The sequence below is a fragment of the Buttiauxella warmboldiae genome (genome assembly GCF_003818135.1).
In the GTDB taxonomy this organism is placed as follows: Bacteria; Pseudomonadota; Gammaproteobacteria; order Enterobacterales; family Enterobacteriaceae; genus Buttiauxella; species Buttiauxella warmboldiae.
The window spans coordinates 26880-41755 of the sequence record NZ_RPOH01000037.1 but is presented as its reverse complement, the minus strand read 5'-3'; the positions used below and the strand labels follow the sequence as shown (position 1 = coordinate 41755).

The window sequence follows — 14876 nt, the reverse complement described above, 5'->3', positions numbered from 1 at the left end:
ATCCTGCCTCCTACTCGATTGCATTTTTTCGCACGCAGCAAGAAGTGGTATGCTTGCCGACTTCATTTAACTGATGCCCGAGGTTTTCATGGAACGCCACGCGCTGGTACGCCAGCACCTACAAATTATTGAGCAAATGCTGCGTGACCACCAACTTTGGCAGGGCAGTTCTCCGGGTGCTGAAGCTTTTGAAAGCACGCAACCATTTTGCCTGGATACCATGCAGCCTCACGAATGGTTGCAATGGGTTCTGATTCCCCGAATGCACGCACTTCTTGATGCTCAACACCCTCTGCCTGCTGATTTTGCCCTCGCGCCCTATTACGAAATGGCGCTTGATGCGGGGCATGTGGGACGCGAACCGCTATTAAAAGTATTGCAGGATCTCGATGCTCTGTTTGCCAGTGATAAATCCTGATGCTGGAGATTATCTATCAGGATGAATGGCTGGTGGCGGTAAATAAACCCTCAGGTTGGTTAGTGCACCGCAGCTGGCTCGATCGGCATGAAACCGTTTTTGTCATGCAAACCGTACGCGATCAAATTGGCAAGCATGTGTTTACCGTGCATCGCCTCGACAGACCCACTTCAGGCGTGCTGCTGATGGCGCTCTCCAGCGAGGTTGCGCACTTATTGTCGCAGCAGTTTGAACATCATCAGATCCATAAACGCTACCATGCGGTGACGCGCGGCTGGCTGGAGGATGAGGCGGTGCTGGATTATCCGCTAGTGGAAGAGCTGGATAAAATCGCCGATAAAAAAGCAGCTCAGGATAAAGAGCCGCAGCCAGCAGTGACGCACTATCGCGGTCTGGCGACGGTTGAAATGCCGCTGCCGGTGGGGCGTTACCCAACCGCGCGCTACAGCCTGGTTGAGCTGGAGCCGCAAACCGGGCGCAAACACCAGCTACGTCGTCATATGTCGCACCTGCGCCACCCGATGATTGGCGACTCTAAACATGGCGATCTGCGTCAAAACCGCGCGGCGGCTGAGCATTTTGGCTGCCAGCGTTTGATGCTGCACGCAAGCCAGCTGTCGTTAAATCATCCGGTTACCGGCGAGCCGCTGTGCATTCGTGCCGGGCTTGATGATACCTGGATGCAGATGATGTCACAGTTTGGCTGGCGCGGATTGCTGGGGGATCTCGAAAAGGTTGAGTTTGTGGCAAGCAACGGCCAGGATGAATAATACCGCCGTAACCCAGGGAGTTAACCGATGGCCGAAGTGGGGATTTTTGTAGGAACGATGTATGGAAACTCGCTGTTGGTGGCAGAAGAAGCCGCAGCGATCCTGAAAAAGAAGGGGCATAACGCCACAGTATTCGAAGATCCTGAACTTGCCGACTGGCAAAAATATAGCGATCGATATGTGCTGGTTGTGACCTCAACAACCGGCCAGGGTGATTTGCCCGACAGCATTGTTCCGCTGTTTCAGGCGCTAAAAGACAAAGTTGGATACCAGCCTGAACTGCGTTACGGCCTGATTGCCTTGGGCGACAGCAGCTACGAACATTTTTGTGGCGGCGGCAAACAGTTCGATACCCTGCTGCAAGAGCAGGGGGCGAAACGCGTCGGTAACGTTTTAGCCATTGATGCAAACGACCATCCCGAACCTGAATCGGTCTCAAACCCGTGGGTTGAGCTGTGGAGTTCACAGCTCAGCTAGGCTCTGCTGCCCTCTGTCCAGAGGGCAGACAGTTTTTCTGGATCAGCCACATATCCGCCGAGCTTCTTTCGAGACATTATCCATCTCGTCAAGCAGCTCCAGGAGTTCCGGCTCCAGATCCGCTGGCTGTACGCCACTGCGCAGCTCATGTTCCAGCGTGCGGCATAAGTTTTTCAGGCGTGGCACACCGCTGTAGCTGCAGCTGCCATGCAGCTTATGAATGATATCCACCAGCCCTTCCTGATTTTCTCCCACCAGCTGCTCTTCAATTTTATTGCGCACTTCCGGTAGGAACGCTAACAGCATTTGCAGCATATCGTGCGCCAGATCGGGCTTGTTTGCCGCCTGTTGCAGCGCCAGCGGCCAGTCCAGCGTCTGGTTTGAATGAGTGATTTGTTGCGGGGGTTCAACGTTTGCCACCAGCGCAGGGGCGGCGATCGTACCGGGCTGATAGCGCATCAGCAAGCCGTAGAGTTTTTTCTCCTCGATGGGCTTGGCAAGATAGTCGTTCATCCCGGCGCTCAGCAGCTTCTCTTTTTGCCCGGCCATCGCGTGCGCCGTTACCGCAATCACCGGGGTTTGCTGGTGATGCGGCATCTGGCGAATCAGTTCACAGGCGCGGATACCGTCCATTTCCGGCATCTGGATATCCATCAGGATAATGTCTATCTGCATCTGTTTGGCGCGTTCAATGGCCTGCATACCGCTGCCGCACAGCTCCACGTTTTGCACATGATCTTCAAGCAGCGCGCCAATCAATTTCAGATTGGCCGGATTATCATCAACCGCCATAACGGTTAGCGGCAGCTTCCGGTTTTCAATGCCTGTTGCCTGCGCAGGATCGGCATCAAAGGTGTGTTCAGCAAGCAGCGGCAGCAGGCGAGTCGAGGTGATTGGCTTGAGCAGGCACGCCGCGACACCCTGTTTTTTAAGCGACTCGGCATCGATTTGCGCATGGCTTGGCAAAGCGAAAATCAGGCAGTCGGTCATGGCGGCCGCTTTTGCCAGCTTTGGATTCAGCATGGTTAAGGTGTCGTGGAAGGTGACCGGCACCCCGAGCAGCATAATATCGTAGTGCCCTTCCGCAAGGGTCTGGAATGACGGGCTGTAGATTACTTCGAGCGGAGTATTAGCCAGAATATTCAGCGTGCTCTGCGCGGCGGTGGCGTTTTGTTCTACATAGGCAATACGCTTGCCGGCCAGATTTTCGGTCGAATAGCCGTCCAGAACCGCGTTAGAGTTCAAATCCAGGTTGATATAGAACCAGAAGGTAGAGCCCTGATTTGGCTGGCTGTGGAATGAGATATCGCCGCCCATTTCGCTCACCAGTTTTTGGGGGATAACCAGGCCAAGCCCGGTGCCGCCATGGCGTCGCGAAATGCTGGCATCGGCCTGACGGAATGCCTGGAACAGACGTGACTGCTCCTGCTCAGGAATGCCGATGCCGGTATCGTGAATGCGCATTTCCACCTGGACTTTATTATTTCCCTGCGAGCGCTTCTCAACGACCAGATCGATATTGCCGCTTTCGGTAAACTTAATCGCATTCCCCACCAGATTCGTCACCACCTGCTGCAAACGCAGCGGGTCGCCAATCACGTTATCCGGCACATCATTTTTAATATTGAGCGTCAGCTCGAGGCCTTTGTCATGGGCGGAATGGGCAAGCAGCGTAACCACTTCGTCGAGCGAATTGCGCAGCGGGAAGGGAATGCTTTCGAGGATCAGCTTGCCGGCTTCAAGTTTCGAGAAGTCCAGCACGTCATTAATGATGGTCAACAGATTATTAGCCGAGCGCTCAATGGTATGCAGATGATCGCGCTGGGTGGCATTCAACTCGGTTTTCAGCGTCAAACGGGTAAAGCCAATCACGCCGTTTAATGGCGTACGCAGTTCGTGAGACATATTAGCGAGGAACTCAGACTTGATACGCGCCGCTTCCTGAGCGCGTTTCTTCGCCAGATCCAGCTCCACGTTCTGAATTTCCATCTGCTCAAGCGTTTCGCGCAGGTCGGAGGTGGCCTGGTCGATATTGTGCTGCATCTCTTCATGGTAGGCCGTCAGCGACATGGCCATCGAATTGATGCCGTTTTTCAGCATATCTAATTCGCCGAGCATGAACCCCTCTACGCGGCTGTCGAGCTGCCCGCGCCTTATCCGGTCGACGGTATTCACCATATTGCGAATCGGCCCGGTGACATCACGCATCAGGCGATAGGCAAACAGCATGGCAATCCCGACGCAGAACAACATCATCAACGTCGAGATAAAAATTTCCCGGTACTGCTGCAAACGCACTGATTTAAGATCGAGTTCGATGGCGACATAGCCGAGGGTGTTGCCCGCGGGCTTGGCGTCCGTCACCTCTGATTCATCCGGAGAGTAGCTCTCAGAAATAATCGGGGTACGCAGAATTATCGAATCCCCATGGCGCGTAATGCTTAAACTTTGCGGCGGTTTTTCGTTGTTCGGCAGCTTTAGCGCCGAGGCTTTGAACTGATAATTAGAGGTGACAAAAAGTTTATTGTTTTCGTCAAACACCGAAATCGCCCGCACAATATCGGAATGGCGGCGATGCAGCACGCTGACCAGCTGGCGAATGGATTCACGACTGTGGAAGCTCATGCCGTATTCACTCGCTACCGCCAGCGGTTCGATAATGTTGGCGCCGGAGTCTTCTAACTGACGCTGTAAGTCATTGTAGCGATGAACGACAAAAAAGGTGCTGAGCAATAACCCGATCATTAATGTCGGTGCCAGAATCAGGATCATCATGCGTGCGCGCAGGCTGTAGTTGGTCATGGGGTTCCGATATGGGACAATTAAAGCAATAGTTAATATTTTAAGAGAGCACTTCGGCTCATGGCGCAATTCTACTCTGCAAAGCGACGGGTTACGACTCGTCAAATCATCACCGTGAATGTTAGTGACCTTGATCCTTTTGGTCAGGGCGTTGCACGTCATAACGGTAAGGCGCTTTTTATCCCGGGCGCGCTGCCCGGTGAACAGGTCGAGGTCACGATTACCGACGATAAACGTCACTTTGCTCAGGCGAAAGTGAAGCGGCGGTTAAACGAGAGCCCGCAGCGTGTGGTACCCGCTTGCCCGCATTTTGGCGTTTGCGGAGGCTGCCAGCAGCAACATGCCAGCATTGAATTGCAGCAGCAGGCCAAATCCCGCGCTCTGGCTCGCATGATGGGCACGCGTGACCATCCGGCGCTGGTGAATGAGATTATTTCCGCTTCGCCATGGGGCTATCGCCGTCGTGCGCGCCTCGGGTTGAATTTTCAACCTAAGTCACAAACTTTACAGATGGGGTTTCGTAAATCGCAGGACCGCGAACTGGTGAATATTCATCACTGCCCGGTGCTTGTGCCCCAGCTTGAAGCATTGCTGGAACCTTTGCGCGAATGTTTGTCGGCCTTAAAAGGCGTGCGGCGTTTGGGGCATGTTGAGCTGGTGTTTGCCGATAACGGCCCGCTGATGGTGCTGCGCCATCTGGATGCGCTTGATGACGATGACCGCAAAAAGCTGGAACATTTTTCGCATTCTTTTGGCGTGGCGCTCTATTTAGCGCCGGACGGTGAAACACTCATTGCTCTGGGGGATGATGAGCCCTGCTATCATTCAGACGGGCTACGCTTAACGTTTAGCCCACGCGATTTTATTCAGGTTAACGACGGGGTGAACCAGCAGATGGTGGCCCGCGCCATTGAATGGCTGAATATTCAGCCGGGCGACCGCGTGCTGGATCTATTCTGCGGAATGGGAAACTTTACGCTGCCGCTTGCTACTCGTGCCGCAAGCGTTGTTGGGGTAGAAGGTGTTGCGGCGCTGGTGGCGAAAGGCGAAGATAATGCACAATGTAATTCTCTGAAAAACGTCACATTCTTCCACGAAAATCTTGAAGATGATGTGACTCGTCAGCCCTGGGCTGCCCGGGGATTTGACAAAATATTGCTCGACCCCGCACGAGCCGGCGCGCCGGGCGTGATGCAACATGTGATTGCACTTGCACCCACAAGCGTGGTCTATGTTTCATGTAATCCGTCAACGCTTGCCCGTGATAGCGAGGCATTGCTGGCGGCAGGCTATCAGCTGCGCCAGCTGGCGATGCTGGATATGTTCCCGCATACGGGGCATCTGGAGTCAATGGCGCTGTTTGAGCGAAATTAAGTGGTTAAATCAAATCGTGCGATTTGATTTCAGGACCCCACCGAAGAGGATGGACAATGGTTGCGGTAAGAAGTGCACATCTCAATAAAGCTGGCGAATTTGCGCCCGACAAATGGATTGCGAGCCTCGGGATCACCAACCAGCAGTCATGTGAACGCTTAGCCGAAACCTGGCGGTATTGCGAGCAGCGGACCAAAGGCCACCCTGACGCGGAGCTGCTGCTGTGGCGCGGCGTCGAGATGGTGGAAATCCTGTCGATGTTGAGTATGGACAACGACACGTTGCGCGCCGCTTTGCTGTTCCCTTTAGCCGATTCTGGCGTCGTGAGCGAAGAGGTGATGCGCGAAAGCATTGATAGCCAGGTGGTTACGCTTATCCACGGTGTGCGCGATATGGCCGCTATCCGCCAGCTGAAAGCCGCTCATACCGACTCCGTTTCTGCCGAACAGGTTGATAACGTGCGCCGCATGTTGCTGGCGATGGTGGACGATTTCCGCTGCGTGGTGATTAAACTCGCCGAACGTATCGCTCATCTGCGTGAAGTGAAAGACGCGCCGGAAGATGAACGCGTGCTGGCGGCAAAAGAGTGCACCAATATTTATGCGCCGCTCGCCAACCGCCTCGGTATCGGCCAGCTGAAATGGGAGCTGGAAGATTACTGCTTCCGCTACCTGCACCCTGCCGAATACAAGCGCATCGCCACATTGCTGCACGAGCGTCGTATCGACCGTGAGCACTACATTGACGAATTTGTCAGCGGGCTGCGCAAAGCGATGAAAGAAGAGGGCGTGAAGGCGGAAGTGTACGGTCGCCCGAAACATATCTACAGCATCTGGCGCAAGATGCAGAAAAAATCCCTCGCCTTTGATGAACTGTTTGACGTGCGCGCGGTGCGCATCGTGGCGGAACGTTTGCAGGATTGCTATGCCGCGCTGGGCATCGTGCATACTCACTATCGCCACATGCCCGATGAGTTCGATGATTACGTGGCTAACCCAAAGCCCAACGGCTATCAGTCAATTCATACCGTGGTACTGGGGCCTCACGGCAAAACGATTGAAATTCAGATCCGTACCAGGCAGATGCATGAAGAGTCGGAGCTGGGAGTGGCGGCCCACTGGAAGTACAAAGAGGGGAGCGCCCGCAGCGGCAGTTCAGGCCATGAAGATCGCATTGCGTGGCTGCGTAAACTGATCGCCTGGCAGGAAGAGATGGCCGATTCTGGCGAGCTGCTTGATGAAGTACGCAGCCAGGTGTTTGATGACCGCGTGTATGTGTTTACGCCAAAAGGCGACGTGGTGGATTTACCGGCAGGCTCCACGCCGCTCGACTTTGCCTACCATATTCATAGCGATGTCGGGCACCGCTGCATTGGCGCAAAAATCGGCGGGCGTATCGTGCCCTTTACCTATCAGCTGCAAATGGGCGATCAAATCGAAGTTATCACCCAGAAACAGCCGAACCCAAGCCGCGACTGGCTGAACCCGAACCTCGGCTATATCACCACCAGCCGTGGGCGCGCCAAGATCCATAACTGGTTCCGCAAACAGGATCGCGACAAAAATATTCTGGCGGGGCGGCAGATCCTTGATGATGAAATTGAACATCTGGGCATCAGCCTGAAAGAGGCCGAAAAAGCCCTGCTGCCACGCTATAATTTTAACGATATCGACGAGCTGCTGGCGGCGATTGGCGGGGGAGATATTCGTCTTAACCAGATGAGTAACTACCTGCAGGCGCAGTTTAATAAACCCACCGCGGCGGAACAGGATGAGCAGGCGCTGCGCCTATTGAAGCAGAAAACGCACGCTCCGCAGTCGCGCAGTAAAGATAATGGCCGCGTGGTGGTGGAAGGCGTGGGCAATCTGATGCACCACATTGCCCGTTGCTGCCAGCCGATTCCGGGCGATGAAATCGTTGGTTTTATTACTCAAGGGCGCGGCATTTCGATTCACCGGGCCGACTGCGATCAGCTGGCCGAGCTGCAATCTCACGCGCCAGAACGTATCGTTGATGCGGTATGGGGCGAAAGCTACTCCAGCGGCTATTCGCTGGTGGTGCGCGTAACGGCCAACGATCGCAGCGGTTTGCTGCGCGACATCACTACCATTCTGGCCAATGAAAAGGTGAACGTGCTGGGCGTGGCGAGCCGCAGCGATACTAAACAGCAGCTGGCAACCATTGATATGACTATCGAAATCTATAACCTGCAGGTGCTGGGCCGCGTGCTCGGCAAGCTGAACCAGGTGCCGGATATTATCGAGGCGAAGCGATTGCACGCCTGATTCATTGCCCCTCACCCGCCTCTTTCTTCACGGAAAGGGGCGGGTTGTTTTATTCACAAGGATCCAAAATGAACCAAATCACCCGCCTTCTGGGCATCATGAAGCGCCTGCGCGACCCGGAATCCGGTTGCCCGTGGGACCGCGAGCAAACTTTCGCCACCATCGCGCCTTACACCCTGGAAGAAACTTACGAAGTGCTTGATGCTATCAGCCGTGAGGATTTTGATGATTTACGCGGGGAACTGGGTGATTTGCTGTTCCAGGTGGTGTTTTACGCACAAATGGCCCAGGAAGAAGGGCGTTTTAATTTTGACGATATCTGCAAATCAATTAGCGACAAACTCGAACGCCGCCACCCGCATATTTTTGCCGACGGCACCGCCGGAAACAGTGCGGAAGTGTTAGAACGTTGGGAACAAATCAAAAGTGATGAGCGTGCGGAAAAAGCGCAGCATTCGGCGTTAGACGATATTCCTCACGCGTTACCTGCATTGATGCGCGCCCATAAAATTCAGAAGCGTTGTTCAACGGTAGGCTTTGACTGGACCACTCTTGGCCCCGTACTCGATAAAGTCTATGAAGAGATCGACGAAGTGATGCATGAGGCGAAGCAAGCCGTCATTGATGAGGCCAAACTCGAAGAAGAAGTGGGTGATTTATTGTTCGCCACCGTCAATCTGGCCCGCCATTTAGGCACCAAAGCTGAGACGGCCTTACAAAAAGCCAATCTCAAATTCGAGCGCCGTTTCCGCGAAGTTGAACGGATTATTGCCGCCCGCGGCCTGACAATGACCGGGGTTGAGCTGGAAATCATGGAAGAGGTCTGGCAGCAGGTTAAACGCCAGGAATCTGAAATCTAACGTGTTTTTGTGGTCAAGCATGTTTAATGACCATTTCGATTTAACAAGCGCTTGATTTACGTCAAAAACATTTCTACCAGACGGGCTATTTTCAGTGCCCTGATAAAGTGCGAGCTCAGGACTTTGCAGGCACAATGAATGTTTGTGGCGCCGATACTGTTCGGGTATACTACTTTCCCGTCTTGGTACTTCCATCGTCTTTAAACCTAACTTCTCAGGTTCAGCATGACAACGAACTATATTTTTGTGACCGGCGGGGTCGTTTCCTCTCTGGGTAAAGGCATTGCCGCAGCCTCCCTCGCAGCTATTCTCGAAGCCCGTGGCCTCAACGTATCCATCATGAAACTCGATCCGTACATCAATGTCGATCCGGGTACCATGAGCCCTATTCAACATGGGGAAGTGTTCGTTACCGAAGACGGCGCTGAAACCGACCTGGATTTAGGTCACTACGAGCGTTTCATTCGCAACAAAATGACGCGTCGTAATAACTTCACCACTGGCCGTATTTACTCAGACGTGCTGCGTAAAGAACGCCGTGGCGACTACCTGGGCGCTACCGTTCAGGTTATTCCACACATCACCAACGCCATTAAAGAACGCATCCTTGAAGGCGGCGAAGGCTACGATGTCGTGCTGGTTGAAATCGGCGGTACGGTAGGTGATATCGAATCCCTGCCGTTCCTCGAAGCGATTCGTCAGATGGCGGTTGAAGTGGGTCGTGAGCACACCCTGTATATGCACCTGACGCTGGTGCCGTACATGGCTGCTGCTGGCGAAGTAAAAACCAAACCGACTCAACACTCCGTAAAAGAACTGCTTTCTATCGGTATTCAGCCAGATGTGCTGATCTGCCGCTCTGACCGCGTGGTTCCGGCGAACGAACGTGCGAAAATTGCCTTGTTCTGTAACGTGCCGGAGAAAGCGGTTATTTCTCTGAAAGACGTCGATTCCATCTATAAAATTCCAGGCCTGTTGAAATCACAGGGGCTGGACGATTATATTTGTAAACGATTCAGCTTGAACGTTCCTGAAGCGAACCTGTCCGAGTGGGAACAGGTTATTTACGAAGAAGCGAATCCGACAAGCGAAGTCACGATTGGTATGGTCGGCAAGTATATTGAGCTGCCGGATGCCTACAAATCGGTGATTGAAGCATTGAAACACGGTGGTTTGAAAAACCGTCTGACCGTTAACATCAAGCTGATTGATTCGCAGGATGTTGAAACTCGCGGGGCTGACGAAGTGCTGAAGGGATTGGATGCTATCCTTATCCCTGGCGGTTTCGGTTACCGCGGCGTGGAAGGCAAAATCGCCACCGCGCGCTATGCTCGCGAGCAAAACATCCCGTATCTGGGCATTTGTTTAGGTATGCAGGTTGCGCTGATCGAGTTCGCACGCAACGTTGCAGGTATGGCTAACGCCAACTCAACTGAATTTGTGCCAGACTGTAAATACCCGGTGGTGGCCTTAATCACCGAGTGGCGCGACGAAGAAGGCAACGTTGAAGTTCGTACTGAAAAGAGCGACTTAGGCGGCACCATGCGTCTGGGTGGCCAGCAGTGTCAGTTGTCCGATGGTAGTCTGGTGCGCCAGATGTACGGTGAGCCGACGATTACCGAGCGCCATCGCCATCGTTATGAAGTCAACAACATGTTGTTGAAGCAAATTGAAGCAGCAGGCCTGCGCGTTGCGGGTCGTTCCGGTGATGACCAGCTGGTTGAAATCATCGAAGTGCCAAATCATCCGTGGTTTGTTGCTTGCCAGTTCCACCCGGAATTTACTTCTACTCCGCGTGACGGGCACCCACTGTTTGCCGGCTTTGTGAAAGCGGCCGGTGAGTACCAGAAGCGTCAGGCGAAGTAAGCCGAAAGTTAGAACGACAGCGCGCGAATGTTTCGCGCGTTGTTTGTCTGGAGTTTTAGTTTAACTGTGACTAGAGGAAAATCTAATGTCCAAAATTGTTAAGGTCATCGGTCGTGAAATCATCGACTCCCGTGGTAACCCGACTGTTGAAGCTGAAGTTCATCTGGAAGGCGGTTTCGTCGGTATGGCTGCGGCACCATCAGGTGCTTCAACGGGTTCCCGCGAAGCGCTGGAACTGCGCGATGGCGACAAATCTCGCTTTATGGGCAAAGGCGTTCTGAAAGCCGTTGCTGCAGTTAACGGCCCGATCGCTGCGGCTGTAACTGGTAAAGATGCGAAAGACCAGGCAAACATCGATAAGATCATGATCGACCTGGACGGCACCGAAAACAAATCCAACTTCGGCGCTAACGCAATCCTGGCCGTTTCTCTGGCTGCTGCTAAAGCTGCTGCTGCCTCTAAAGGCCTGCCGCTGTACGCTCACATCGCTGAACTGAACGGCACCCCAGGCAAATTCTCTATGCCTCTGCCAATGATGAACATCATCAACGGTGGCGAGCACGCAGACAACAACGTTGATATCCAGGAATTCATGATTCAACCCGTTGGTGCGAAAACGCTGAAAGAAGCCATCCGTATGGGTTCTGAAGTTTTCCACACTCTGGCTAAAGTTCTGAAATCTAAAGGTATGGGTACGGCTGTTGGTGACGAAGGCGGCTATGCGCCAAACCTGGGTTCCAACGCTGAAGCACTGGCTGTAATCGCTGAAGCGGTTAAAGCTGCAGGCTATGAGCTGGGTAAAGACATTACTCTGGCGATGGACTGTGCGGCTTCTGAATTCTACAAAGACGGTAAATACGTTCTGGCTGGCGAAGGCAACAAAGCTTTCACCTCTGAAGAGTTCACCCACTTCCTGGAAGAGCTGACCAAACAGTACCCAATCGTTTCTATCGAAGACGGTCTGGACGAGTCTGATTGGGATGGTTTCGCATACCAGACCAAAGTCATGGGCGACAAACTTCAGCTGGTTGGTGATGACCTGTTCGTGACCAACACCAAGATCCTGAAAAGAGGTATCGACAACGGTATCGCTAACTCCATTCTGATCAAATTCAACCAGATCGGTTCTCTGACCGAAACTCTGGCTGCGATCAAAATGGCGAAAGATGCTGGCTACACTGCCGTTATCTCTCACCGTTCAGGCGAAACTGAAGACGCGACCATCGCTGACCTGGCTGTGGGTACTGCTGCAGGCCAGATCAAAACTGGTTCTATGAGCCGTTCTGACCGTGTTGCTAAGTACAACCAGCTGATTCGTATCGAAGAAGCTCTGGCTGCTGCCGGTACTCCAGCACCGTTCAACGGTCTGAAAGAAGTTAAAGGTCAGTAATTCGTTACTGCTTTAAATTCTGATAAAAAAACCCACTTCGGTGGGTTTTTTGCTTACTGACAAACTGGTTTGTGTTTAAAGCGACGCAATCACCCGTTTAAGCAGGCGAATACGCGGCTCAATACTGTCTATTTCCAGATATTCTGAGGCGCTGTGGAAACCCGCGCCAATCGGGCCGAAACCGTCCAGTGAAGGGATCCCCAACGCTGCGGTATGGTTAGCATCCGAACCGCCACCCACCGACTTCCAGCGCACTTCGACTCCCTCCGCCACACCGGCTTGCTCAACTATCCGCATCAGCTCTTCTGTATCCGCCGTTGGTGCCATCGCTGGTTTGTGCGCCTGTTGCTGAACGGTCGTTTTCACCTCGCGCTCAAATTGACGCAGGCTATAAGCCTGGATGGCGGCATGAACACGCGCATACTCATCGTTATCCTGGAAGCGGACATCGACAATCATCTCGGCATGTTCCGGCACAATATTTGCCACAACTCCACCGGAAACCACGCCGACATTGATAGTGGTGCCTTTAGACATATCCGCAAGATCGCTGATTTCCAGAACGGCACGTGCCAGCGCTTTAATGGCGGAGCGGCCAGATTCCGGATCATTACCCGCATGCGCCGCAACGCCTTTAAACATCAGCTTATAGCCGGCAATACCTTTGCGTGCTTTTACCAGCGAGCCATCAGCCCTTGCGGCTTCACACACCAGCACGCAGCGGCTGCGCTTTGCCAGCTCGCCAATCCAGTGATGTGAATGGGCCGAGCCTGTTTCTTCATCCGGGTTCATCGCAACGCCAATCGACAAACGCTCAAGCGTGGCTTTATCCATCTCGCGTAACGCCCAGAGGATATTCAGCAGTCCGCTTTTCATATCTGAAACGCCAGGGCCGTAAGCGCGGTTTCCTTCGATGCTGAAAGGACGCTCAGCCACGGTTCCTGCCGGGAATACGGTGTCCATATGCCCGACCAGCAACACATCATAATGCTCAGCATCGGGCTTGTTGGTTGCAAATAACCCCGGGCCGACTTTTTCACCTAGTGCAATACGGTCGCAATGCCAGTTCTCGCTGTGATACCAGTGCTGAATAATGCGGCTGACCTCCTCAACGCCATCAAGGGTTGCCGTTCCACAGTCGATATTGACCAGTTTTTTGAGTTCATGAAGATACTGTTTTAAATCCATCTTTTACTCCAGAATCAGAAGTCGCATGATTAACATGGCGCCAAATGCATTCAGCACCGAAATAGCGATCATTAAGGGGATACGTTTTGCCGGAATGCCGACGACGCCAAGGATGCGGCCGGCGTATTGCACCTGAGAGCCCATCAGATAAATGGCGGGGGCGAGGATGGCAAGATGGGCACCGTTGAGAATCCCTTTTTCAAACAGCGTGATAGCCACACCGATTGCGCCGCCCATCGACATCCAGCCGCCGATAAGCACCGCGGCGGCTTCACCCGGCAGGCCGAACACTTTCATCAATGGACCAAATATCCAGGCCAGGCCGTTCAGGGCACCGGTGATTTGCAGAGCATAAATAATAATGAATGCCATCAGCACGTTAGGAAGCGTGCTGGTGGTGGCAATATTCCAGCCTTTGCGCGCGCCGGCGACGAAGACATCGGTGATCATCGGTTTAGCCGCATCAGCCATGTTGCACCTCCGCGCTCGGTTTACGCTCTGTAAGGTTAAGAATCAGGCGCATCACATTCGCCCCGACAATTTTCATAATGAACATCACCGCGACACACAGGCCGATAGAGGCGGGAACAGCGCTGGTGCCGTCGATCGCCACCAGCGTAAACAGCACGGCGCCAGAAGAGAAAAAGTTGGTTATCATGGCGCCTGCGGAAAACTGGAACATGGTGAAAATGGTTTTTTCTTTGTCGGTTATCCGCCCTTCATCGGCTAATACGCGAGTGAGCGAGGCACCGACATCGGTGCTTTGCAGGCTGCCAATCAGCGCAAGGCCGGTTGAGCCAGGAATGCCCAGAAGCGGGCGTAACAGCGGGGTCAGCAGTTTACGGGCCGCATTCAGCGCGCCGTAATGCTCAAGAACGTTGATCATCCCCAACGCAAACATCACCGCGGGAATCAGGCCAAAGGCAAACAGGAAACCGTCCATTGCGCCATGCCCGCCCTTACCGCGAAAAGCGCTTTTCGCGGCGTCAACGGCATCGCCTGAAAGATTAACATCGGTGACAACTTTGCCAAACGCGCCGTTTAGCGTGGTGAAATCGAAGACGCCATACCACTCTTTGCCGCCCAGCAGGCCCGAAAAGAACACCATCGCGAACAGTAACGCGACATAGGCTCCGGGCCCGACGCGCTGGGGGTCTGAATGAACAGAACTTTCCATTTTTCACTTCCTTATGTGATTGTGAGGGGAATTCAGGGGGGATGCTAAGAGGCTGGGGACCGCAGAATGATGACGATGATCAATCCTGGCGGCATCGGAGCAGGAGAAGTCCAAATGTTGTGATGGTAAGCACTATAACCTGCTGTGACGAAGGGGGATCGGACACGGATAAAGCGCTTATTTCAGAACATATGCCGCAGCAGCCGCGTTGCGCATGACCTCCACCGTGACTTCTGCGATAATTACGTTTTACACCTATTTTGAGATGA

The 14876-nt window shown here is 53.4% G+C and carries 12 protein-coding genes; 8 read left to right on the top strand and 4 right to left on the bottom strand.

The genetic code is table 11. The features are described 5' to 3' along the window. Window positions 1-88: 88 nt before the first annotated feature. From EHN07_RS10800 to EHN07_RS10790, 3 genes are read left to right on the top strand one after another with little or no spacing between them, the layout of a single operon-like run. Window positions 89-418: a YqcC family protein gene (locus EHN07_RS10800; protein ID WP_124024155.1), complete on the top strand. Its 330-nt coding sequence runs from the start codon at window positions 89-91 to the stop codon at window positions 416-418. Further along, complete coding sequence (gene truC / locus EHN07_RS10795; protein ID WP_124024154.1) at window positions 418-1188, top strand: tRNA pseudouridine(65) synthase TruC; 771 nt, start codon at window positions 418-420, stop codon at window positions 1186-1188. The genes EHN07_RS10800 and truC overlap by 1 nt, the downstream gene beginning before the upstream one ends. Window positions 1189-1215: 27 nt before the next feature. Then, window positions 1216-1665 carry a flavodoxin gene (locus EHN07_RS10790; protein ID WP_124024153.1) on the top strand — a complete coding sequence of 150 codons (450 nt, stop codon included), beginning with the start codon at window positions 1216-1218 and terminating at the stop codon, window positions 1663-1665. 42 nt (window positions 1666-1707) lie between these two features. On the opposite strand, the gene barA is transcribed toward EHN07_RS10790, so the two are convergent. Continuing rightward, a complete protein-coding gene (gene barA, locus EHN07_RS10785) occupies window positions 1708-4467 on the bottom strand; it encodes a two-component sensor histidine kinase BarA (RefSeq protein ID WP_124024152.1) in 2760 nt (919 codons plus the stop codon). Between the two features lie 60 nt (window positions 4468-4527). On the opposite strand from barA, the gene rlmD reads away from it, so the two are divergent. The 5 genes from rlmD to eno all read left to right on the top strand — a co-directional run bounded on the left by rlmD (window position 4528) and on the right by eno (window position 12242). After that, window positions 4528-5841, top strand: coding sequence for a 23S rRNA (uracil(1939)-C(5))-methyltransferase RlmD (gene rlmD / locus EHN07_RS10780; protein WP_124024151.1), 1314 nt, complete (start codon window positions 4528-4530; stop codon window positions 5839-5841). Between the two features lie 56 nt (window positions 5842-5897). Beyond that, window positions 5898-8126: a GTP diphosphokinase gene (gene relA, locus EHN07_RS10775; protein WP_124024150.1), complete on the top strand. Its 2229-nt coding sequence runs from the start codon at window positions 5898-5900 to the stop codon at window positions 8124-8126. Between the two features lie 68 nt (window positions 8127-8194). Next, the gene (gene mazG, locus EHN07_RS10770) at window positions 8195-8986 is read left to right on the top strand and encodes a nucleoside triphosphate pyrophosphohydrolase (protein WP_124024149.1); all 792 of its coding nucleotides are present in this window, start codon (window positions 8195-8197) and stop codon (window positions 8984-8986) included. A gap of 225 nt (window positions 8987-9211) precedes the next feature. Continuing rightward, window positions 9212-10852, top strand: coding sequence for a glutamine hydrolyzing CTP synthase (gene pyrG / locus EHN07_RS10765; RefSeq protein ID WP_124024148.1), 1641 nt, complete (start codon window positions 9212-9214; stop codon window positions 10850-10852). Between the two features lie 85 nt (window positions 10853-10937). After that, window positions 10938-12242 (top strand): phosphopyruvate hydratase, encoded by a 1305-nt coding sequence (eno, locus tag EHN07_RS10760; RefSeq protein ID WP_124024147.1) that lies wholly within the window; start codon window positions 10938-10940, stop codon window positions 12240-12242. A gap of 75 nt (window positions 12243-12317) precedes the next feature. Here the strand turns inward: eno and EHN07_RS10755 are convergent, their stop codons facing one another. The 3 genes from EHN07_RS10755 to EHN07_RS10745 are packed head-to-tail and all read right to left on the bottom strand — an operon-like array spanning window position 12318 to window position 14607. After that, window positions 12318-13430, bottom strand: coding sequence for a M20 family metallopeptidase (locus tag EHN07_RS10755; RefSeq protein WP_124024146.1), 1113 nt, complete (start codon window positions 13428-13430; stop codon window positions 12318-12320). A gap of 3 nt (window positions 13431-13433) precedes the next feature. Further along, complete coding sequence (locus EHN07_RS10750) at window positions 13434-13901, bottom strand: YjiG family protein (protein ID WP_124024145.1); 468 nt, start codon at window positions 13899-13901, stop codon at window positions 13434-13436. Beyond that, window positions 13894-14607 (bottom strand): nucleoside recognition domain-containing protein, encoded by a 714-nt coding sequence (locus tag EHN07_RS10745; RefSeq protein ID WP_124024144.1) that lies wholly within the window; start codon window positions 14605-14607, stop codon window positions 13894-13896. The genes EHN07_RS10750 and EHN07_RS10745 overlap by 8 nt, the downstream gene beginning before the upstream one ends. Window positions 14608-14876 lie beyond the last annotated feature (269 nt).

Bases quoted from the DNA above. Each gene is read 5' to 3' on its own strand.
- EHN07_RS10800 (WP_124024155.1), top strand. From the start codon at position 89: ATGGAACGCCACGCGCTGGTACGCCAGCACCTACAAATTATTGAGCAA.
- truC (WP_124024154.1), top strand. From the start codon at position 418: ATGCTGGAGATTATCTATCAGGATGAATGGCTGGTGGCGGTAAATAAA.
- EHN07_RS10790 (WP_124024153.1), top strand. From the start codon at position 1,216: ATGGCCGAAGTGGGGATTTTTGTAGGAACGATGTATGGAAACTCGCTG.
- barA (WP_124024152.1), bottom strand. From the start codon at position 4,467: ATGACCAACTACAGCCTGCGCGCACGCATGATGATCCTGATTCTGGCA.
- rlmD (WP_124024151.1), top strand. From the start codon at position 4,528: ATGGCGCAATTCTACTCTGCAAAGCGACGGGTTACGACTCGTCAAATC.
- relA (WP_124024150.1), top strand. From the start codon at position 5,898: ATGGTTGCGGTAAGAAGTGCACATCTCAATAAAGCTGGCGAATTTGCG.
- mazG (WP_124024149.1), top strand. From the start codon at position 8,195: ATGAACCAAATCACCCGCCTTCTGGGCATCATGAAGCGCCTGCGCGAC.
- pyrG (WP_124024148.1), top strand. From the start codon at position 9,212: ATGACAACGAACTATATTTTTGTGACCGGCGGGGTCGTTTCCTCTCTG.
- eno (WP_124024147.1), top strand. From the start codon at position 10,938: ATGTCCAAAATTGTTAAGGTCATCGGTCGTGAAATCATCGACTCCCGT.
- EHN07_RS10755 (WP_124024146.1), bottom strand. From the start codon at position 13,430: ATGGATTTAAAACAGTATCTTCATGAACTCAAAAAACTGGTCAATATC.
- EHN07_RS10750 (WP_124024145.1), bottom strand. From the start codon at position 13,901: ATGGCTGATGCGGCTAAACCGATGATCACCGATGTCTTCGTCGCCGGC.
- EHN07_RS10745 (WP_124024144.1), bottom strand. From the start codon at position 14,607: ATGGAAAGTTCTGTTCATTCAGACCCCCAGCGCGTCGGGCCCGGAGCC.